The organism is Collimonas sp. GW821-FHT02H07, assembly GCF_059421505.1.
Map to the genome: position 1 here is coordinate 1 of NZ_JBWKVC010000027.1, position 22,110 is coordinate 22,110.

Genomic DNA, 22,110 nt, shown 5'->3' on the forward strand with positions numbered 1-22,110 from the left:
GCCACCGGCGGCGCAGGTGCAGGCGCACCGGTGACCATCACGAATCTGGCGCCGGCGGCCTTGAACGCGACCAGCACGGATGCCGTGAACGGTTCACAGCTGTTTGCGACAAACAGCCTGATCAACAACATCAATAACGGTGCGGGCATCAAATACTTCCACACCAATTCGGTTCTGGCGGACAGTTCGCCAACCGGCACCGATGCGATTGCAGTGGGACCTGTAGCCAATGCTTTCGGCAACGACTCGATTGCACAGGGCTTGAATGCGGTGGCTGGCGTCAGCGGCACACCGACGACGGCGAACGATATTGCCTTGGGCAATGCTGCCAGCGCGACTGGCGGTAATTCGATCGCCCTTGGCGCCGGGGCCAATGCTAGCGTTGCCGGTTCCATTGCATTAGGTCAATCGGCAACCACGACGAGTACGGCATCGACAGCTACCGGCGGCACTGGCAGCGTAACCAACGCCACGATAGGCAGTACTACCTTTGGCCCGTTCGCCGGCGCCAGTTCGAGCGCAGGCGTGGTAAGCGTCGGCGCAGCCGGTACTGAGCGCCGGATACAGAATGTCGCCGCTGGCCTGATTGGCGCCAGCAGCACGGATGCGATCAATGGCAGTCAGCTGTACACCGTGGCAAGCACTGTCGGTTCCAACATCAGCAGCTTGTCGACCTCGACCTCAACCGGCCTGAGCACAACTAACAGTAGCGTGGCTTCGCTGTCGACATCAACATCGACGGGCTTGAGCACAACCAACAGCAACGTGGCTTCGCTGTCGACTTCGACCTCGACCGGCCTGAGCACGACCAATAGCAACGTGGCGTCGCTGTCGACATCAACATCGACAGGCTTGAGCACGACTAACAGCAGTGTTGCATCTTTGTCGACATCGACTTCAACCGGTCTGAGTACAACCAACAGCAGCGTGGCATCGCTGTCGACCTCAACCTCCACCTCGGTCGTTTCGCTGTCCACTGGCATCAGCACGGTGCAAGCGCACACGGATAATCTCGGAAATAGCACGGCCAGCACACTGGGCGGTGGTGCGACTTACAATCCGGCGACCGGCACGATAAGCGGTTTCAGCCAGCCGATCAATACCGTCAGCGCGACAGGCGCCGTGACGGGACCAACTGCTCAGACGACGGTTGCCGGTGCTCTGACTGCATTGAATACCAATATCGACAACACGGCCAATATCGCGGTCAAGTATGATGCGGCCGGCGGCAACAAGATCACCCTGGGCGCCACCGGCGGCGCCGGTGCAGGTGCACCGGTAACGATCACCAACCTGGCGCCGGCGGCATTGAATGCCACCAGCACCGATGCGGTAAACGGTTCGCAGCTGTTTGCGACAAACAGCCTGATCAACAACATCAACAACGGTGCGGGCATCAAATACTTCCACACCAACTCCGTTCTGGCCGATAGCTCGCCAACCGGCACCGATGCGATTGCGGTGGGGCCGGCAGCCAATGCTTTCGGCAATGACTCGATTGCGCAAGGTCTGAACGCGGTGGCTGGCGTCAGCGGTACGCCGGCGGCGGCGAACGATATTGCACTTGGCAATGCGGCTAAAGCGACCGGTGGCAGCTCTATTGCGCAGGGTACAAACGCGATTTCCTCCGGAGGCGGTGCTGTTGCAATCGGACAAAGTGCCAACGCCAGTCAGAACCAGGCATTGGCGATCGGTACTCTTGCCAATGCCTCAGGCATACAGTCTACGGCGATCGGAACGGGGGCGACTGCCAGTGCTGGGGATGCGGTGGCGATCGGACAGGCAGCTTCTGCACAAGGCAGTAATTCGAGCGCGCTTGGCGCGAGTTCCAGCGCTGCCGGGGTGGCGGCGACAGCCATAGGCAATGGTGCGAATGCCGGGGGGAACAATTCAGCCGCTTTCGGGGTTGGCGCAATAGCATCTACCCTGAATGCGGTCGCGCTTGGCAGCGGCGCCAATGCCGGAGCGCTGAATAGTATTGCAATCGGCGCCAATGCCAACGCCAGCAACGTAAACAGCGTAGCGCTGGGCGCCGGTTCGACAACAGCCGCGCCCAATGTCGGGACGACCGCGTTGTACGGCGGCACCGCAGCGGGTATTGCCAGTGCGGTCAACGGGGTGGTCTCGGTGGGTTCCGCCGGCAAGGAACGCCAGGTCCAGAACGTGGCGGCAGGCGTGATTTCGGCCACCAGCACCGATGCAATCAACGGTTCGCAGCTGAACTCTGTCGTCACCGGCGTCAACAACCTGGGCGCCACGACCGCAAGCACGTTGGGCGGCGGTGCCGCTTATGATCCTGCCACCGGCAATATCACTGGCTTCAGCCAGCCGATCAACAGCGTCAGCAATACCGGCGCTGTGACGGGACCAACGGCGCAGACCACGGTCGCGGCGGCTTTGACTGCATTGAATACCAATGTCGACAACACTACCAATATCGCGGTCAAGTACGACGCGGTTGGCGGTAGCAAGATCACCCTGGGCGCCACCGGCGGCGCCGGTGCGGGCGCACCGGTGACCATCACGAATCTGGCGCCGGCGGCCTTGAATGCCACCAGCACCGATGCCGTGAACGGTTCGCAGTTGTATGCGGTCACCAGCGGCAAGGCTGGCCCCTTTGTGTCGGACAACAGTGTGACCGCGGTGCAGCCGGTGTCGAGCGGCGCCAATGCCAGCGCCGGCGGTTTCGGTGCAACGGCAACGGGTGCGGCGTCGACAGTGCTGGGCAACCAGTCCACCGACAACGGCAACGCCAATGCGACGGTAGTAGGCCAAGGCGCCAGCATTGCAGCTGGCACGGCCGGCAGCAATGTGGCGCTGGGTCAGGGCAGCACGGTGGCGGCAGCTGCGGTGCCAACCGCTGGTGCGACGATTGGCGGCACGGCTTATACGTTCGCCGGCGGAGCGCCCACCGGTGTCGTCAGCGTGGGCAGTGCAGGATCGGCACGCCAGATCACGAACGTCGCGGCAGGGCAGCTGAGTGGAACCAGCACCGATGCGGTGAACGGTTCGCAGCTGTTTGCCACCAACACAGCTATCAATACCATCAACAATGGCGGCGGGATTAAATATTTCCACACCAATTCGGTCTTGGCGGACAGTTCGCCAACCGGCACCGATGCGATTGCGGTGGGGCCTGCAGCCAGTGCTTTCGGCAACGACTCGATTGCACAGGGCTTGAATGCGGTGGCCGGCGTCAGCGGCACACCGGCGACGGCGAACGATATTGCCTTGGGCAACGCTGCTAGTGCGACTGGCGGCAATTCGATCGCCCTTGGCGCCGGGGCCAATGCTAGCGTTGCCGGTTCCATAGCATTAGGTCAATCGGCAACTACGACTGGCACGGCATCTGCAGCTACCGGCGGCGCCGGTAGCGTGAGCAACGCCACGATAGGCAGCACTACCTATGGCCCGTTCGCCGGCGCCAGTTCGAGCGCGGGCGTGGTAAGTGTTGGCGCGGCAGGTTCTGAGCGCCGTATACAGAATGTCGCCGCCGGACTGATCGGCGCCAGCAGCACGGATGCTATCAATGGTAGTCAGCTGTACACCGTCGCGAGCACTGTCGGTTCCAACATCAGCAGCTTGTCGACCTCGACCTCAACCGGCTTGAGCACGACCAACAGCAACGTGGCATCGCTGTCGACCTCAACATCGACGGGCTTGAGCACGACCAACAGCAGCGTGGCATCGCTGTCGACTTCGACCTCGACCGGTTTAAGCACGACCAACAGCAGTGTGGCTTCGTTGTCGACTTCGACCTCAACCGGTCTGAGCACGACCAACAGCAACGTGGCGTCACTGTCGACTTCGACCTCAACTGGTTTGAGCACGACCAACAGCAATGTAGCATCGTTGTCAACATCAACTTCCACCTCGGTCGTTTCGCTGTCCACTGGCATCAGTACGGTGCAAGTACACACGGATAATCTCGGAAATAGCACGGCCAGCACGCTGGGCGGCGGTGCGACTTACAATCCGGCGACCGGCACGATCAGCGGTTTCAGTCAGCCGATCAATACCGTCAGCGCGACAGGCGCCGTGACAGGACCAACAGCTCAGACGACGGTTGCCGGTGCTCTGACTGCATTGAATACCAACATCGACAATACCGCCAATATCGCGGTCAAGTATGATGCGGCAGGCGGCAACAAGATCACCCTGGGCGCCACCGGCGGCGCTGGTGCAGGCGCACCGGTGACCATCACCAACCTGGCGCCGGCGGCATTGAACGCGACCAGCACGGATGCGGTGAACGGTTCGCAGTTGTATGCGGTCACCAGCGGCAAGGCCGGTCCCTTCGTGTCGGACAATAGCGTGACCGCGGTGCAGCCGGTGTCGAGCGGCGCCAATGCCAGCGCCGGTGGTTTCGGTGCGACAGCAACAGGTGCGGCGTCGACAGTGCTGGGCAACCAGTCCACCGACAACGGCAATGCCAATGCGACGGTATTGGGTCAGGGCGCCAGCATTGCGGCTGGCACAGCCGGCAGCAACGTGGCGCTGGGCCAGGGCAGCACGGTGGCGGCAGCTGCGGTGCCGACCACCGGCGCAACTATCGGCGGCACGGCTTATACCTTTGCCGGCGGCGCGCCTACCGGTGTCGTCAGCGTGGGCAGTGCAGGATCGGCTCGCCAGATCACGAATGTGGCGGCAGGTCAGTTGAGTGCAGCCAGCACGGATGCGGTGAACGGTTCGCAATTATTTGCAACCAACCAGCAGGTGACAGCCAACAGCACGGCAATCAGCAACATCAATAACGGCGGCGGCATCAAGTATTTCCACGCCAATTCGACGCTGGCCGACTCAACGGCAACGGGTACCGACTCAGTTGCCGTTGGTCCTGCAGCGGTGGCAACCGGAGCTGGCAGCTTCGCCGCCGGCAATGGCGCCACGGCGAACAACGCCAATGATGTGGCATTGGGTGCGGGTTCAAGCACAGCGGCCGCAGTGGGAACGGCGAGCACAGTGATCAATGGCGCGACGTTCAACTTCGCAGGTGCTGCCCCAGCATCGACGGTGAGTGTCGGCAGCGTGGGCAATGAACGTACGATCACCAATGTGGCGGCGGGCCGTCTCAGCACCACCAGCACCGATGCCGTGAACGGTTCGCAGTTGAACGCCACCAATACGGCGGTAACCGGCATCGGCAATACCCTCAACAACATCAACAACGGTGGCGGCATAAAGTATTTCCACACCAATTCGACGCTGGCCGACAGCAACGCGGCGGGTACCGACAGCATCGCCGTCGGACCGGTTGCCAATGCCTACGGCAATGATTCGATCGCCCAGGGCCTGAATGCGGTGGCAGGCGTCAACGGCACGCCGGCGACCGCCAACGATATCGCGTTAGGCAATGGCGCGCAAGCGACAGGCGGCAATTCGATTGCGCAAGGAACCGGAGCGAAAGCCAATTCCGCTGGCGCCATCGCCATCGGCCAGACGGCGACGGCAACCGGCGGCAAGGCGGTTTCGATAGGCGTGGGCAATACTGCCAGCGGCGACGGCGCGGTGGCGATTGGCGATCCGAATGTGGTCACCGGCACTGGCGCGGTGGGCATAGGCGCTAACAATACGGTCAATGGCCAGGGCGCCGTGGGCATGGGCAATGCCAACACGGCTACCGGCCAAGGCTCGGTAGCGCTGGGTAACGCATCGCAGGCGAACAACGCAGGCGCCATCGCGTTGGGCGACACGGCGACGGTGTCGGCTGCGGCGACGCAGGGGATTGCCATCGGTTCCGGCGCCTCTTCCAACAATGCCGGTGCAGTAGCTTTGGGAGCCGGAAGCACGACGGCGGCGCCAATAGCAACAACAGGCGCGACCATCAACGGCACTGCTTACAATTTTGCCGGCGCCACGCCGGCAAGTACGGTGAGCGTTGGCGCAGTCGGCGCGGAACGTACCATCACCAACGTTGCTGCCGGCCAGGTCAGTGCGACCAGCACCGACGCAATGAATGGTTCGCAACTCTTTGCCACCAATACGGCGATAAACACCCTGGGCACGACCGTCACGAACATCACCAACGGCAAGGCCGGTCCATTCGTGTCGGATAACAGCGTGACGGCGGTACAGCCGGTATCGAGCGGCGCCAATGCCAGCGCCGGCGGTTTCGGCGCGACTGCCACGGGCGCCGCATCCACGGTGCTGGGCAATCAGGCGACGGATAACGGCAACGCCGACGCCACGGTGTTGGGACAAGGCGCGAGCATTGCGGCCGGCACCAGCGGCAGCAATGTGGCATTGGGCCAGGGCAGTACGGTGACAACCGCGGCGGTAGCGACCACCGGCGCGACGATCGGCGGCACTGCCTACACCTTTGCCGGCGGGGCGCCGGCAGGTGTGGTGAGCGTAGGCGGCGTGGGTTCTGAACGCCAGATCACGAACGTGGCGGCAGGGCAGTTGAGCGCGACCAGCACCGATGCTGTGAACGGTTCGCAATTGTATGCGACCAACCAGCAGGTCACCATCAACACCACCAACATCGCAGGAAACACGACGGCGATCAATAATCTCACTGCAGGCAAGGCCGGCCCGTTCGTATCGGACAGCAGCGTGACGGCGGCGCAACCGGTCTCGAGCGGCGCCAATGCCAGCGCCGGCGGCTTCGGCGCGGTAGCGTCCGGAACCAACAGTACGGCCTTGGGCAATGGCGCTCAGGCTACCGTCGCCAACAGTACCGCCGTGGGACAAGGCGCTACGGCAAGCACAGCCAACAGCGTGGCATTGGGTGATAGTTCAACCACCGGAGCTGCGGTTGCCACCACCGGCACCACGATCAAGGGCACCAGCTACACCTTCGCCGGAGCAGCGCCGGTGGGCGTGGTCAGCGTCGGCAGCGCGGGCAGCGAGCGGCAGGTCACCAACGTGGCGGCCGGCCAGCTGACCGCCAGCAGCACCGACGCCGTGAACGGCAGCCAGCTGTTTGCGACCAATACGGCGATCAACAACCTGACCTCTGTCGTGGCGCTGGGCCAGACCAAGTACTACAGCGTGAATTCGACTGGCGGCAGCAATGAGCATAACGAAGGCGCGACGGGACTGGACGCGATTGCTTCCGGCAAGAATGCCGCTGCCACCAGCATGAACGCGGTGGCGATCGGCGCCGGCGCCAGTGCGACGGCCAGCGGCGGCGTGGCGCTGGGCGGCGGTGCGACGGCTGACCGCGCCGGCATGAACGGCGGCAAGGAGCAGTTCTCCAATACCGCGGTGGCGTCCACCCAAGGTGCGGTTTCGGTGGGCAGCGCCGGCAACGAACGCCAGATCACCAACGTGGCGGGCGGTACGCAGGCGACCGATGCTGTCAATGTGCGTCAGCTGCAGGCGGTGCAGTCGGGCGGCGTGCGCTACGACACCAATCCTGACGGCACGACCAACTACAGCAGCGTCACCATGGGCAACGGCAGTGCTACTGGACCGGTAGCCATCCATAACGTCGCAGCCGGCACCGCGCCGACGGATGCCGTCAACGTCCAGCAGCTCAATAGCGGCGTGGGGGCGGCGGTGCAGCAAGCCAACCAGTACACCAATTCGATGACCATGCAGTTGCAGAACAACATCAACGATGTCGCGAAAAAGGCTTATGCCGGGGTTGCTGCGGCGATGTCGCTGGAAAGTGCGCCGTATGTGCCTGGCAAGTGGACCTATGCTGCGGGTGTCGGCTACTACCAGAACCAAAGCGCGCTTGGTATTTCCTTGCGTAAAACATCGGACAACGCGCAGTGGAGCGTCTCGGGAGGCATCTCGGGAACAACCTACGGCGGCGTGGCGGCCCGGGTCGGGGTGGCGGGGGTGATCAATTGAGTAAAACGACGCCATGGGCGACCGCTGTACGACGCAATGCGTCGACTAACCGGTTAATTTACCGAGGAACGATGATGCCACTCTCACTGAATACCGTCAGGCGTGTCTTGAGCGTACTTGCGCTGTCGTGCGCAAGTTTTGCGGCAGTCGCCGCGGAGGCCGAGGAGCCGAAATTCCCGGCGCTCGACAGTTCTTACCTGAAGACCGGAGACTTTGTCGGCCCGGACCGCGTCGGGCGCGTCCGGCCGGGTCTCAACAAAGACCAGGTGCGCCTGGAGATCGGCAATCCGCATTTCAGCGAGGGGATCTTTGCGGTGCATAGCTGGAATTATGCATTCAATTTCTACACTGGTAAAAACGACGAATACGTGACTTGTCAATTCATGGTCAACTATGACTCGGACGACCATGTCGCCTCTACCCGCTGGAAAGATCCGGATTGCCAGAAATACCTGAATCCGACTAGCTCAACGACGGTTCTCGCAGACCAGCCTTACCATCAACGCGTCACCCTTGCCGCAGACGGCTTGTTTGTCTTTGGCAAATCCGGTCTCGCTGACCTGACCGCGCCGGGCCGTGAAAAAATCGACAACCTGGTGAGCCAGCTCAAGCAGGATGGCGTCAAGCTGACTTCTGTGGTTGTGACAGGGCACACAGACCGGATCGGTAGCGAAACTGCCAATTTCACCTTGTCCAAGGCGCGGGCCGAAACCATCCGCAGCTACCTTGTGCAGCAAGGGCTGGAGGACAAGGCGATAAAGGCTTATGGCGCAGGGCTATCGCAGCCGGTGATCCAGTGCCAGGGCGAAGTCGTTACGCCGCAACTGGTGCAATGCCTGCAGCCCAACCGGCGTGTCGAGATCGAAGTCATGGGCGAGAAATGAGGAGCCGGGGTAAGTCCGTCGGAGAATGCACAGCAGCCTGATCCAGATTGAGAGAGACAAATGATTTCATTTTCAGCGTTTAAAAAAGCCGCCGGCGTCTGGGCGATCGCAATGATCGGCCTCGTTTTGGCCAATCCGGCGTCGGCCCAGATAGACGGCTCGATCGACAGCGCCGTCGTTACCGCGACCCAGTGGGCAGCGATGGCGGATGCCGGCCAGGCCGATCACATGTGGGACCAGAGCGGCCCCGCCATGCAGAAAAATATCAGCAGGGACGGATGGATCAAGTACCTGGGGGCGGTGAAAAAAGACCTGGGAGCGATCGGCGGACGTCAATGGGTGCAGATAGTGCGCATCACCGACCCGCCAAACCTGCCGCCTGGCGAATACATCAACATCGCATTTACATCGCGGTTTTCAAAAGGCATGGCGGTGGAAAAAATTTCGATGATACAGACCACGGGGCAGTGGATTCCTGTCGGTTATGTCATAACGAAAATCGAAGCTGGAGCGGCAGCGCCGAATCCCGCCAAGACGAGATGAACTGACGGTCATACGTACGAATGAGGCCGGCGAGATGCAAAGGGAGCGATACCGAGTATTGCTGCGAGAGATTGTTTCAAAGCACTTTTGGCGGCGTCCGTGTGTCAGAAAAACACGGAATATTGCCCGTCAACATTGAATTTGAAAACTCTTGTGAAATGCCGCAAACCCCAATAGACATGCGGCGCGCCACTCCCTAAGATTGATCTTAATGCAATTTTGCCGCAATGCTGTTTCTGGAGTGCGTAATGAGCTTAATGGACGTTCACATCGAAAACTGTTTTATCGATGAATGCATAGATAAAATTCAAACGCTGGCAGCGCTGTCCCTCTACGGCGATAGCGTGGAGCTTGCGATCCTGGTCGTCATCCACGATGCATGCCGCTATCTCATCCTGACCAAACCGGGCGATCCCGAGCTGAATTTGCTGGCATTCAAAGAACGGCTTGCCAAGTTGGCGGCTCATACGCATCGCAGTTTGCCGCATTACAAGAAAACTCTGGCGTACGCGGCCTCGCTCATCGTGATTCATCAGGCTTGAATAAACCCAGTCGATGGCGTTCTTGAGCATAGCCGAGGTGCCGTAGTTATATTCAGGGCTAACGAAGACGAAGCCGTCCGACTGCGCGATCGCGCGCCGTCCATTTTTGAAGGATTGCATTAGAGTAGGCCAGCCATGCATTGGCCGCTCAGCCTTGTCATTTAACGGCAGCATGCGCCGCAACGCAGGGCTGTCGATTTGCAAGGAAATTTCGTTCACCCACGACTGGAATCTGATCGTCAATCATGACAAAGATCCGGGGGCGGAATTTGTAGTGGCTTTCCGCTAACTTCGTCTGGCGAGCCTGCTGACTCTGCTGATCCTGCGACGAATATTCGATTGTTTCCCACTCTAGCAACGCCGAATCTGGCGCACCCGCTGCCGCGTAGATCAATATCAATGCTCTTTCGACATGGTCAAAATAAGTGCTGTGTCGCGAAGAAACCTATATATAATTTCCACGGGGAAAAATATGCCAATTGGCAACCAAGCGCTGATCTTGGCAAAAACGCCCGTCTCTCAAATATCCCCAGTCCGAGTTGATCTTGATTTAACGCAGCCGAGCGCGGCCACAAGCATTTCCGCAAGAAACCGTCTTTTGGCCGGGCAGTTGCAATCTGCAAAGTAAGGTTTTTTCTTTACCCTCAAGAGGTTCAAAAATGACAATTTTTGGAGAAGAAAATGAATCGGAATTTTAGTAGATTTGGATTAATCCTCAGCTTCGCCTGCTTTACCATGGGCTCGGCATTCGGCGTCACCGTCACAAGACAGATAGCCAGCAGCGGCACGGTGAAGATTCCGGCCACTACCGTGGGCGTCGATGGCTTGTCGTCGCCCGAAACATCGCCGGTATTTTCGAACGTGCCCAATCTCGCGGACGGCCCCACGGCTGCCGGCACAAGCGGAACGAAAAGCACCGCCGGCGTGCTCGCGCGCGTGGCGCAATTCAAGATAAACCGCAGTATCGCCACGGCGCGGGGAAAAGGGGAGTGGGCCGAAGCATTGCGCAAAGATGCGCCGGACCGCCGGGTGGAAGTCAGTTTTGACGGCGAAAACTCCCGCAACCAGCGCCTTGCAAACAACGGCAACCAATTTTCCATAGAGCCGCCGGACCAGGGGCTCTGCGCCGGCAACGGCTACGTCATGGAGTCCTTGAACGACGTCATGAAGATCTATGACCGCAAAGGCGCGGCATTGAGCGGCGATATCGCGTTGAATACCTTCTATGGCTATGCGCCGGCAATCAACCGCCAGGTCAGTCCGCGGGTTTTCGGGCCGTCGATTACCGACCCGGCCTGCTATTTCGATCCCGGCGTCAGGCGCTGGTTTCACCTGGTGCTGACGCTGGACACCGATCCTGCCACAGGCGCGCAGACAGGCAGCAATCACCTGGACCTCGCGGTCAGCTCGTCAGCCGATCCGCTCGGAAGCTGGACCGTGTATAAGATTGCAGCACAGGATGACGGCACGCAAGGCTCGCCGCAGCATCCCAATTGCCCATGCCTGGGCGATTATCCGCACATAGGCGCCGACGCCCATGGCATCTACCTGACAACCAATGAATTCCCGTTTTCAGGGGGCTTCAACAGCGCGCAGATCTATGCAATCTCGAAAAAGGCGCTGGTCAGCGGCGCTGCCTCGATTCAGGTCGTGCAGCTGGACACCGCCGATTATCTGCTCGACGGCAATCCCGGCTTCACCGTATGGCCGGCGGTATCTCCAGCTGGCGATTTTGAGCGGAGCAACCGCGGCACCGAATATCTTTTGAGTTCGGTCGCAGTGTTTTCCAATTCCGGCAACGATAATCGCCTGCGGGTGTGGGCGATCGGCAATACCAAATCGCTGGACGATGCCACGCCCGCGCTGACGCTTTTGCATAACGTCGTTAACGTCGATACCTATGGCGTGCCGCCGGCGATCCCGCAAAAACCCGGCAGCGCCCCGCTGAGAGATTGCCTGAACGACCGCAGCCTGGCGACGCCTGCCGGCGTCGGCTGCTGGAACTATCTGACCGCAGTGCAGCCGGCGGTCCCGGAAACGCTGGTGGCGCTCGATCCAAACGATTCGCGCATGCAGCAGGTGTTTTTCACCGGCGACCGTTTATACGGCGCACTGGATACCGTCGTCAATGTCGCAGGCCAGGAACAGACCGGGATTGCCTATTACGTGCTGAATCCGTCCGTTTCCGCCAATCTTGCCGGCGCCTCGGTCGTCAAGCAGGGCCAGCTGGCGATTGCCGGCAACAGCGTCACGCGGCCGGCAATCGCTGCTCTGCCTAACGGCAAGGGAGTGATCGGCTTCACCGTGGCTGGCGCGGATCACTATCCGAGCGCCGGCTATATCCATTTCAACCGCGACCAGGGACATCGAGGCGAATCGGTCAAGGTCATTGCAAACGGACTCGGGCCCGACGACGAATTCGGCTCCTATAACGCCTTTGGAACGCCGCGCAGCCGGTGGGGCGATTATGGCGCGGCAGCGGTAGACGGCAACGATATCTGGATCGCCAACGAATACATTGCGCATGCTTGCACCCTGGCGCAATACACCGACCCGGCAGCGCTGTTCAGTTGCGGCGGCAGCCGCGTCGCCCTGACGAACTGGGCAACGCGCATCAGCCGCATCGAGCCCTGAAGCCTTGGCGACAGCGCGAATCATTGACGGCTCCCATGCGGAGCCGTTTTTTTCGGTAAATATTAGTTAATAAACCACTGGGAGCGATTTTGATCTTTTCCCACTATCCGATTATTGCTTTAAAATAATTTTTCGTATCCAACCCTATGGAGAAGCCATGCGTAACTCTTGCTTGCTGGTGCTGTGCGTTTTAGCATTTTCTGTAAATGCCCAGACTCGTACCCAAGCTGCCGGTGCGGAGCTGGTGAAGAAAAAGGAGTTGGAATGCGCGCAGGAAAAGGCCAGGCTCGATGGCGTAAAACGAGATCTCGACAGCCAGAAGCGCCGCCTTGATTACGTGGAGTCTGGCCAGACTGTTTCCCCTGAGCGGACAAGGCAGGAGCGTTTGCGCTTGAATGCCCAGCAATTCCGTGATTATCAGGCTCGGTGCGTGGAACAATAATTTGTGACAACGAATGCGTCATTCTTCAGACAACGACACGCAGGATGATCGCAAGCACCTGCTGGCCTTGTGGCGTCGGCACGAGTCGCGAGCAGCAATCGTTGTCTGCTCCGCACGGCTCTCCGATGCATCCGGTCCGGGCGTAATCAGTACAATCGGTTCGGTTGCTGATACCCGGGGTCTCTTGATCATTGCAAAATAAATTGTCAATTCAATATTTAAATGGCAATTTAAATAAAAATTATTGTGCGTATGTAATTTCGAAGTAAAACGTATCGCCGGTGTGAAATCCGAGGTGCTAATCACCGGCGTTGCTGACGGCAATGAACAGGTGGTGTTGGCGGGCTTCGAGCAGGCGGTTCCTAACGGGAGTCGGTTGCTGTAGAGTGTTTTAGTCAAGATATTGAGAACGTAGGAGCCTTCAATCGCGAAACCTATGCTCTCTTTGCAATGCCGGCTGGATGCGATCAATATTTCGTGAGCTAGTCGCGGTCCGGAGCGCCCAGCGGAAAGAAATGGCGATAGGGACGGGCCTCATCGATCGTCCGTGCGACCGACGGCCGGGCATTCAGGCGATTCCGATAGGCGCGCACGCTGGGGAAAGCAGCGCCGATGGGGTGCGCCCAGTCCGCATAGAACAAGGCCGGCGCCGCAGAACAGTCGGCAAGGCTGAAACTGTCGCCGGCCGCCCATTCGCGCTTCTCCATCCGGCGCTCGAGCCAGGCATACGCCGTGTCGAGGTTCGCGCGGGCACGCGCCACTGCATCGGCGTCGCGTTTCGCCCCATGTAGCGCGTCGGCGACGATCGCCTGCATCGGAGCGTGAACATAGTTGTCGAAAAAGCGATCGGCAAACCGCACATCGAGCGCAGCTGCCGCATCAACCGGAAGCAGCCGCACAGGACCCGGATGATGAAGATCCAGGTATTCGACGATGATCGTGGACTCGATGACCGGCTTCTCTCCATCAAGCAGGACAGGAAATTTTTTGAAAGGCCATAACCGTTCCAGCTCGGCCGCTGAGGCCGCATTGCCAAGGTCGACCGCATGGAAGGTGAACCGCGTGTCGTTCTCGTAAAGCGCAATCAACACCTTCCAGCAGTATGAGGCGAACGGGTGGGCGTAGAGGGTCAGTGTCATTTGTGTCATTTAAGTGTGCTCCGGATTGGAAATGCGGGAAAAATGAAATGAATGCAATTTGCCAGTGACGAAATGATATACGCCACGCAAATCAATATCATGCCAGGTTGTCGATTTCACGATCGCCCGGAGCCGGCGGCTTGGCTGGCCAGGGATCGGTCCACGCCGGAAACCGCATCAACGCATCGAGCCAGCGAACGATATTGGGAAACGCTTCCAGCGGCATTTCCGATTCCCGCCAGTAGGTCGCCATCGAGGCGAGCTGGAAGTCTGCAATGGTAAGCCTTTCACACGCCACAAAAGTGCGGCCCGCCAGGTGGCCGTCCAGGACTTTTGCGAATTTCACAAGTTCCGCTACGCTGGTTTTCAGCGACGCGCTGTCCGGCGCCCCGAGCCCGAATGTCGCCCTGACGATATGTTCGAAATAAAACGGCGAGACGGCGGGCGACCAATGGCAATCGTTCCACGACAGCCAGCGCAGCACCTCGACTTGCTCAGCCGGATTGTGCGCCGGCCACATGTCCGACCCCGTCTTGATGCAAAGATGGGTCATGATGGCCGAAGACTCCCACAGCACAAAATCGCCGTCGACCAGGGCGGGCGCCTTCATGTTGGGATTAAGCGCTGCATAGTCAGCTGTCTTGAGCCCGCCAGCCTTCACGTCAACTTCAACAAACTCAGCCTTGACGCCGAGATGCTTAGCCAGCGCCAGCACGCGCTGCGGCGCCTGTGCCTTGATCCAGTAGATTTTCATGCCAATTTTCCAGTTTCAAGATTGGCGAACGCCGTGGCAATCCGCAGCGGGGCAGTGGGGCGCGCATACATTCTGTCCAGGTAAGCGCGCAATTGAGGATGCTGGTCGATCAAGTGATACTCGTTGGCCCAATCCATCAGGTAGGCCGTCACGCAATCGGCTACGGTGATGGCGTCGCCAACGATGAACTGCCGTCCCTCCATGTGCCTATCCAATATGGCCGCCATGGCAACAAACTCCTGGCTCGCGCGAGGGATTTCTTCGGGTAAGCGCTTGTCTTCCGGATACAGCCAGCTGTGGCGCGTGATGCGCCACAGCGGCTGCTCAAGTTCAGTCATGGCAAACATCACCCAGCGATACGCTTGGGCCAACTGCTTGCGGTCGGTGGGAAGCAGCCCTTTATCAGGGTATTTTTCAGCCAGGTAGATGACAATCGCTGCCGATTCAGTGAGCACCATATCGCCATCGACCAGCACCGGCACCTTGCCGGCAGGGTTGAGGCGGAGGAACTCGGGGCGATGCTGTTCCCCGTTCAAGAGGTTGACTGGTATGAACTCGAATTCGGCACCGAGCTCGTTTAATGCCCACAGCACGCGCAGTGAGCGGGTGGCGGCAAATCCATAGAGTTTCATCATGATATTTCCTTTCGAAATGAAGTTAATTGTTGATGACAAGACGAATGGAGAACCGCAAATCAAAACGGCTCGGGTTATTTTTACGGCAGCCGGCGCAGCACCGGTCTACAGTACCTAGTCGAACGGTGAAACGCCGAATCGACACTGTCGCTAATTATTTCTTTCGGCAGGATTACCCATGGATGCTTGGAGTACGTGAAATAACACCCGTTGGGCGCCAGGTACTCTTGGTGAACTGGCACGCCCGCATGCGCACAGTCCGACCGCGTAGCAGGTCGAGGGCACGGTTGTGGGCGATTCGGAACAGCCAGGGTCGAAGCGGCGGCGTCTCGTCCAGGTCTTGCAGCGCCGCCAAGGCCCGGATGAGCGTGTCCTGGACGACGTCCTCGCCGTCGATGACCGATCCCATCAGGCGCGCGCAATAGCGGTGCAGCTCTGGCCGCAGTTCACCGGCCAGGGTGAGGAGTTCCGCCCGGCTGTCGGAGTTCGGCGAAGATCGTCCGGTGTTCAAGCTACTGCTCCTTCGAGCATGGTGATTCCGTGCCGCCTTTGAGCCCGAAGGCTTTGCCTTCGGCATATGCGCCGTGCGCGGCCAGGGCTCGACCAGTCCCAAGCCAAGACCACGGCTGCCGCCGGTGACGACATTCTTATCTTCGAGGTTCATCAGCTCTGCTCCGTTGTCCAGGTATAGCTAAGACGATCGAGATTCGGAAAAGGAGTCGATTCAGTTTTTTCCTGGTAACGCCGCCGGGCTGTGAATATCCCAGACCGAGACTTATCGATGGAACAGCATGAATGCCGGGGCAAAACCACCATGGACTCCGCGGTAGTAGCGGTGGGGCACATTACTCGAATACCTACGCGGGTTGTTGGTGGTCATGGCTCATGAGTTCCTAGGTAAGGTAAATATAGTCGCTTCGCATTGCGCCATTTCGACAACCGGCCAGAAAAAATTAACGGTCCGCCGAAAAATGAAAGTATGTCGAATTCCAACGGCGCCGAACGACTAATGACTTTCACACCACAACGAAAAGGAGTCCCGTCATGCGCTATGCCTGCTTAGTCTATTTCGATCCCCACAAGGTCTTTAACCAAAGCGCCGAGGCCGAGGCGGCGCTCCGTGATTCCGGCGCTTATAACAACGAGTTGAAGTCCAGCGGCCACATGGTGACGGATCTCGCCCTTCAGTTGCCCGATCAGGCGATGACCGTGCAGGTCCGCGGCGGGAGGATGTCGGCGACGGATGGCCCGTTCATGGAAACCAAGGAGGTGCTGGGCGGCTTCATCGTGATCGAAGCACGCGACCTCAACGAGGCTGTGCGGATCGCGGCGGGAATTCCTCTGGCCAGGCTGGGCTCGATAGAGGTCCGACCTGTTGTGGACTATAGCAAGCCTCGTCCGCATCTATGAACCAGCGACGGAGCGTTTCCTCCAATCCATCGATGCTGTCCTCCAACGCCGGCCAGATGATGCCTCATGGAGGATTTCGCTCCCTCCCGCAAGCGCCCCCAGCTGCAGTTGGGTCATAGGCGATCCAAGCTTTCCGCAACTCCTCTGAAGTCGCGATCATGTAATATCTGTGGCGGGCGATCGGATCGGCCACGTAAATCGATTCTTTTTTCAATAGATGTCTCCAGGGAGGCGATATGAAACGTGTTGTTGGCATCGGCGGCGTGTTTTTCAAAGCAAAAAATCCCGAAAAACTGCGCGAATGGTATCGGGATCATCTTGGTTTCAACCTGGAAGAGTGGGGTGGTGCGGTATTTCAACCGAACGCCGCCAATGGTCCCATCGACAAGGAAAAAACGGTCTGGTCATTATTCCCAAGCGATTCGGACTATTTTGCGCCGAGCACTCAAGCTTTCATGATCAATTATCGCGTCGATGATTTGCATGCCTTGCTGGCGCAGTTGCGCGCGGAAGGCTGCGCTGTTGATGCCAAGGTTGACGAGTCGGAATTCGGCAAATTTGGATGGGTGATGGATCCCGAGGGTAACCGGGTCGAGCTATGGGAAGCGCCAAGTAGTTAATCGGAACTCATCACATATTCTGATGTAGCAATGCCGGTGCGGCTGTCCCTATATTAGGTCTTTATACGGCAACACTCTGCGGGGAAATTCGTGGATGATTGCCGTTTTGCTGACCAGTCCGAGCTTGACGCGCACGGTTTGGATATGCATCTGGCGCAATTGCTGATCTTTTTCCATCTGCTGAAGGCGCAGGAGTTCGGGTACCCACCAGGGCAATTTTTCGACACCGCTGAGCCAGTCGCGGACAGAGCGGTCGGAGCGTTTCAGCCAATCGGCCAGCTCTGACACCGACAATCCCATGGCGTAATAGATCAACTTAAATCGTTACATTAATCGTTACATAATTTTCACATTAATTTTCTATTTTGTGTATTATATCCTCATGAAAAATAGGTAATTAAATCGTTACATGACAATTGCTCAGACAGTTCTCGAAACACTTCGCACCTGGAGCCGGCAGCAAGCTGGAGAGCTCTTGCGGCGCCTAGGGGTAAGTCGTCCGTCTTTGATGCGGGCGATTGCCGAGCTGGATGGTCAAGTTGTCTCGCGTGGTCGCGCGCGGCGGACTGCGTATGCAGCACGTCGATCGATTCGGGGAAATCCAAGCCCATTGGTTCTTTACCGTATTGATGAGGCGGGGCGTGCGCATGAGGCTGGACTGCTGGAGCCCATTTATCCGGAAGGGTGCGCGATGCGTTTTGCGGAAGCATGCCCTTGGCCGCTCGATGATGAGATGGCGGATGGCTGGTTTCGCGGAGTGCCGTATCCGTTGGGCGATATGCGGCCCCAGGGCTTCATGGGACGTAACTTTGCACACCGGTTCGCAGCTATCCTGCAGGTGGACGAAGACGTTACGCGCTGGGGTGAGGATGATGTACTGCATGCATTGAGCGTGCTTGGCTGGGACCAGCCTGGCGACTACATTCTGGGCGAGCATGCCCTGCGTCGCTTCCTGGACGAGCAACAAAGGGGCAGCGACTTCCTTACTGACGATGCGATCGATACGGAGTATCCGTCGCGTGCCCTGCAGGCCCTGAACTTCGGGGCGGCGGATTCCTCGGCCGCCGGTGAATTTCCTAAATTCACTGCACGTCGGTTGTTAAATGAGCAGCCGACTCACGTCATCGTCAAATTTTCAGGTGCTGATGGTTCACCGCAGGAAGAACGCTGGTCTGACTTGCTAGTGTGCGAGCACCTGGCCTTGACAACTATTGCCGATACGCTTCGGCTAAGCGCAGCACAAAGCCGCATTTATCAGCTGGCCGGCCGCACTTTCTATGAAGTCGACCGTTTCGACCGGCATGGCGAATTCGGTCGCTCTGGCGTATGTACCTGGCACGAATTGAATGCGGCCTTATTTGGATTGACAGGCCCATGGTCGGAAGGCGCAGAAGCGTTGCTCAAGGAAGACTACATTTCGGCGGAGACTGCCCGCCAGATAAACCTCTTGGAGCATTTCGGCCGATTGATTGCAAACACGGATATGCATGACGGCAATCTTGCATTCCTGCCTGGACTTACCCTGACGCCGGCCTATGACATGCTGCCCATGCTGTATGCCCCACAGCGGGGGATTGAACTCGTCGAACGCAAATTCACGCCGGCCTTGCCCGTGCCGAGAGAACGTGGCGCCTGGGTCCTGGCAGCGGAAGCGGCCTTGGTGTTCTGGCATCGCGCGGAGCGAGATGAACGCATCAGCGAGAGGTTTCGATCTATCTGCAAAGCGAATGCAGGCCACATTGAACATCTGCTTGTCGCGCAACGCGATTGACCGGATTTGTCATAAGAGATTTCGAAAATGGCTTCGGCGAAGGCCTGTGGCGCCTCCTGTGAATGCGGCAAAATTACTGTATTTTCTTCGACTTAAAATTTCGCATAATTTGTATTATCGGAACGCGGACATAGAAATGCACTGACGGCTGGAAAGCCGCATCAGTCCTAGCTTTCCAGCCTCAACAGTGGGCTGGAATGGTTGGACAAAATGTCTAAACGCTATATCGCGGCATCCGTTTACAAGCAGCAAAAATTCTCTTCTGGCGTATCGCCAAAACTCAAACAACACGCGGGACAATTTGGCTGGGGGCTGCTGGCGGGCTTCGTCATGTTCGCGCCTGCGTTCGCTGTCGGGCTCGGTTGGGTAAAGGGGTGATGCCATGCACATCATCCAATGCAAGGCCACCGGCATAAGGTTTGCTGAGCTGTTCCCGTTCTCGGTGTGCATCACGACCGATGCGGACCAGACCATGAAATACGGCGACGGGCAGCTGGACATGGCCGCAGCAATGGTGACTCATCTGCGCCAGCAATACGGCTCGTTTGATTGGCAAGTGGTGGCGGCATGATCGAGAACCATCAATCATTTGCGCCGGCTGAGGCCACCATTGCGCGCTGGGATGATGAGGCCGCCACACTGACGGCGCCAGAGATTGGCCGTCAGCGCATCGCGGATGTGCGCAAGCTGATTAGCCGTCCTGTCCGTGCCGACATGAAGCGCCTGACGGCGCAATCGTGGGGCGCAACGCCTGGCGAGTTGCGGCGCGCCGTCCTGCGCAAGGCCGGGCTTAATCCTGATCGATGGGAAAGCCCCATCCACTCCTTCACGGACTCCGAGCGCGCCGCGCTCAGGGCGGCAGCGCTGGCGGCGGTGCGTGCGTTTGAGCGGGTGCTCAATGCAATCTAGCCGCATCGTTCTACCGCCAGCCGTTCTACATCAATCCTTCATCAAGTCGCCGCGCTTCAGCGCTGAGCTGTCCCGCGTGCCGCCGAAGTGGCGCAAGCGTTTGACGGCGCGCATCGTCGAGTCAATGAAGTGGTTCAGCACGCAAAAAATCTATGAGCCGATCGGCTGGGATGTGCTCAACGAATACTTGCGCGAATATGTGCCGCAAGGCGTGAATCTGTCGCTGGATGACGGCGATCTTTGCGCGACAGCTGAGCAGGCGGCGGGCGACATTGCAACGATGCTGTCCTTTACGGTGCGAACAAACTTGAGCCCGCAAGGCATGATGGAAATTATCCGGCGCGTGTGCAAGAGCTATAGCGTTGAGCCGCCTGCGCGCTGGCCTGATCTGTATCGCCCGGCAGACATCCTTACCCGGCTGATGGATAAGGGCTGGTGGCGGCGGCAACTGCGCAAGCGGCATTGCCGCGCATTCGAGGCGGGCAGCATCCGGCTTGGTTACGTCCACTATCGTGCTGAGCCATACGCCAGCACGGACACGGTGCTGCGCCGCATGTCGCAGAACAGGCGCAACGCGCTTGCGCTGGAATCGGTGGTGATGGAAAACGAAAACGGCGATGCTTTCACGCTGGCGGACTTGGCGAGTAAATCGACGGCGAACAAAGCCATTCGCCGCGGCGAGTTGATGCTTCGGATAAATGGCCTTGAGCGGGTAGCGTTCGAGCGCGGCGACGAAGGGCTGTTCCTGACGCTGACATGTCCGTCGCGCTTCCACGCCATTCACCGGCACGATGGCAGCGTCAACGACAAGTATGCGGGCGCGACGCCACGGGAGGCGCAAGACTACCTGTGCAAGCTGTGGGCGCAGCTACGGGCGGCGCTGGCGCGTGCTGGCATCGGCATGTATGGCTTCCGTATCGCTGAGCCGCATCATGACGGTTGCCCTCACTGGCACATGCTGCTGTTCGTCACGCGAACGTCAGGCAAGCTGGCGCACATTACCGACCTCGCCAAGCGTGCAGAGCGGATTTTCAAGCGCTACGCATGGCGTGCGGATCGCGGCGAAGCGGGCGCGTTCCGGTATCGACTGGATAGCCAGCGGATCGACCGCAGCAAAGGGACGGCGGCGGGCTATCTCATCAAGTACGTGTCGAAAAATATCGATGGCGAGGGCGTCGGCGACCACAAGACCCAGGACGGCAAAGTGATCGCGCCAGAGATAGCCGGCGACGTAGAAATAAAGCCGTGCCAGCGCGTGGAAGCGTGGGCGGCATGCTGGGGCATCCGCCAATTTCAGCCCATCGGCGGCGCGCCGGTGGGCGTGTGGCGTGAACTGCGCCGCATCAAGCCTGAAATGATCCAGCACGCCAGCGCGACGATGCAGCGGGCTTGGCGGGCTGTCCAGCGGGATGACGCGACAGACCAGCGTGCGGACTTTGCGGAATACCTGCGGATACAGGGCGGGCCGATAGTGCCGCGAGCGGCGCGGGTGCTGACGCTGGCGAAGAGGGATAGCGTGGTGATGGGGCGCTATGAGGAGGTCGAGCGTCACACGCCTTACGGCGTTGAGTGCATTCATGACTTTGGGGTGGTGTTCAAAAGCCAGCGCTACCAGTGGCGTCAAAAAATCGGCGGGGTTGGGGTGGTCTTTGACCTGCCTCGGACTCGTGTAAATAACTGTACGCCTCCAGCCAAGACAAACACGAATCCAGATACAGCCACACCGGCCACGCCGGGGGTGCAAGCACCTGTACGCGATAAAAATTTCATAATGCGGAAAATTGAGATAGACTTTAATAGAATTAAGCTATTGAAAACGTGTTTATCATTGGCAAACGTGCTTGGGGCTAACACGCGGCAGATTCTGGGCAATTGGTTACATGCTCATGGCTAACGCCGACATGGCTTAAAAAGTGGCAATTTGGAGCTAATTTGGGCGGGATTGGCCGGGAAATTGGGCGGTGATTGTCCAATAAAACGGGGGTATGCCCAAAAAATAGGCCGAAATTGTCTATTCAAACCGG

The 22,110-nt window shown here is 58.9% G+C and carries 17 protein-coding genes and 1 pseudogene; 12 read left to right on the forward strand and 6 right to left on the reverse strand.

Annotation, left to right across the window (positions count from 1 at the left end):
* Positions 1–30: 30 nt before the first annotated feature.
* From AC07V8_RS24740 to AC07V8_RS24750, 3 genes and pseudogenes are all read left to right on the forward strand, one after another.
* Positions 31–7,803, forward strand: a pseudogene (locus tag AC07V8_RS24740) (hypothetical protein); the annotation flags it as partial.
* A 71-nt stretch (positions 7,804–7,874) separates the two neighbouring features.
* Positions 7,875–8,687, forward strand: a complete 813-nt coding sequence (locus tag AC07V8_RS24745; protein ID WP_494721505.1) for an OmpA family protein — start codon at positions 7,875–7,877, stop codon at positions 8,685–8,687.
* 60 nt (positions 8,688–8,747) lie between these two features.
* Positions 8,748–9,230, forward strand: a complete 483-nt coding sequence (locus AC07V8_RS24750; RefSeq protein ID WP_494721506.1) for a DUF4019 domain-containing protein — start codon at positions 8,748–8,750, stop codon at positions 9,228–9,230.
* 254 nt (positions 9,231–9,484) lie between these two features.
* On the opposite strand, the gene AC07V8_RS24755 is transcribed toward AC07V8_RS24750, so the two are convergent.
* Positions 9,485–9,976: an NADPH-dependent FMN reductase gene (locus AC07V8_RS24755; RefSeq protein ID WP_494680986.1), complete on the reverse strand. Its 492-nt coding sequence runs from the start codon at positions 9,974–9,976 to the stop codon at positions 9,485–9,487.
* Positions 9,977–10,453: 477 nt separating this feature from the next.
* Between AC07V8_RS24755 and AC07V8_RS24760 the strand changes: the two genes are divergently transcribed.
* Both AC07V8_RS24760 and AC07V8_RS24765 read left to right on the forward strand, forming a co-directional pair.
* Complete coding sequence (locus AC07V8_RS24760) at positions 10,454–12,406, forward strand: hypothetical protein (RefSeq protein WP_494680987.1); 1,953 nt, start codon at positions 10,454–10,456, stop codon at positions 12,404–12,406.
* 157 nt (positions 12,407–12,563) lie between these two features.
* Positions 12,564–12,848, forward strand: coding sequence for a hypothetical protein (locus AC07V8_RS24765; protein ID WP_494680988.1), 285 nt, complete (start codon positions 12,564–12,566; stop codon positions 12,846–12,848).
* A 482-nt stretch (positions 12,849–13,330) separates the two neighbouring features.
* Here AC07V8_RS24765 and AC07V8_RS24770 read toward each other — a convergent pair whose 3' ends face one another.
* The 4 genes from AC07V8_RS24770 to AC07V8_RS24785 form a co-directional block, all read right to left on the reverse strand.
* The gene (locus AC07V8_RS24770) at positions 13,331–13,987 is read right to left on the reverse strand and encodes a glutathione S-transferase family protein (protein ID WP_494680989.1); all 657 of its coding nucleotides are present in this window, start codon (positions 13,985–13,987) and stop codon (positions 13,331–13,333) included.
* 97 nt (positions 13,988–14,084) lie between these two features.
* Complete coding sequence (locus AC07V8_RS24775; RefSeq protein ID WP_494680990.1) at positions 14,085–14,741, reverse strand: glutathione S-transferase family protein; 657 nt, start codon at positions 14,739–14,741, stop codon at positions 14,085–14,087.
* On the reverse strand, positions 14,738–15,373 hold the full coding sequence (locus AC07V8_RS24780) for a glutathione S-transferase family protein (RefSeq protein ID WP_494681017.1): 636 nt from the start codon (positions 15,371–15,373) through the stop codon (positions 14,738–14,740). Before AC07V8_RS24780 ends, AC07V8_RS24775 begins: the two co-directional genes overlap by 4 nt.
* A gap of 175 nt (positions 15,374–15,548) precedes the next feature.
* Positions 15,549–16,040, reverse strand: coding sequence for a sigma factor (locus tag AC07V8_RS24785; RefSeq protein WP_494680991.1), 492 nt, complete (start codon positions 16,038–16,040; stop codon positions 15,549–15,551).
* A gap of 380 nt (positions 16,041–16,420) precedes the next feature.
* Here AC07V8_RS24785 and AC07V8_RS24790 point away from each other — a divergent pair, with 380 nt between their 5' ends.
* Together AC07V8_RS24790 and AC07V8_RS24795 are read left to right on the forward strand one after the other, a co-directional pair.
* Entirely contained in the window at positions 16,421–16,786 is a 366-nt protein-coding gene (locus AC07V8_RS24790; protein WP_494680992.1) for a YciI family protein, read from the forward strand.
* 236 nt (positions 16,787–17,022) lie between these two features.
* Positions 17,023–17,406: a VOC family protein gene (locus tag AC07V8_RS24795; protein WP_494680993.1), complete on the forward strand. Its 384-nt coding sequence runs from the start codon at positions 17,023–17,025 to the stop codon at positions 17,404–17,406.
* A gap of 48 nt (positions 17,407–17,454) precedes the next feature.
* On the opposite strand, the gene AC07V8_RS24800 is transcribed toward AC07V8_RS24795, so the two are convergent.
* On the reverse strand, positions 17,455–17,721 hold the full coding sequence (locus AC07V8_RS24800) for a hypothetical protein (protein ID WP_494680994.1): 267 nt from the start codon (positions 17,719–17,721) through the stop codon (positions 17,455–17,457).
* 94 nt (positions 17,722–17,815) lie between these two features.
* Here AC07V8_RS24800 and yjjJ point away from each other — a divergent pair, with 94 nt between their 5' ends.
* The 5 genes from yjjJ to AC07V8_RS24825 all read left to right on the forward strand — a co-directional run bounded on the left by yjjJ (position 17,816) and on the right by AC07V8_RS24825 (position 21,980).
* Positions 17,816–19,177 (forward strand): type II toxin-antitoxin system HipA family toxin YjjJ, encoded by a 1,362-nt coding sequence (yjjJ, locus tag AC07V8_RS24805; RefSeq protein WP_494680995.1) that lies wholly within the window; start codon positions 17,816–17,818, stop codon positions 19,175–19,177.
* A 210-nt stretch (positions 19,178–19,387) separates the two neighbouring features.
* The gene (locus AC07V8_RS24810) at positions 19,388–19,555 is read left to right on the forward strand and encodes a hypothetical protein (protein WP_494680996.1); all 168 of its coding nucleotides are present in this window, start codon (positions 19,388–19,390) and stop codon (positions 19,553–19,555) included.
* Positions 19,556–19,559: 4 nt separating this feature from the next.
* Positions 19,560–19,748 (forward strand): hypothetical protein, encoded by a 189-nt coding sequence (locus AC07V8_RS24815; RefSeq protein ID WP_494680997.1) that lies wholly within the window; start codon positions 19,560–19,562, stop codon positions 19,746–19,748.
* Positions 19,745–20,086, forward strand: a complete 342-nt coding sequence (locus AC07V8_RS24820; RefSeq protein WP_494680998.1) for a hypothetical protein — start codon at positions 19,745–19,747, stop codon at positions 20,084–20,086. Before AC07V8_RS24815 ends, AC07V8_RS24820 begins: the two co-directional genes overlap by 4 nt.
* Entirely contained in the window at positions 20,076–21,980 is a 1,905-nt protein-coding gene (locus AC07V8_RS24825) for a replication endonuclease (protein ID WP_494680999.1), read from the forward strand. The genes AC07V8_RS24820 and AC07V8_RS24825 overlap by 11 nt, the downstream gene beginning before the upstream one ends.
* The last annotated feature ends 130 nt before the right edge of the window (positions 21,981–22,110 follow it).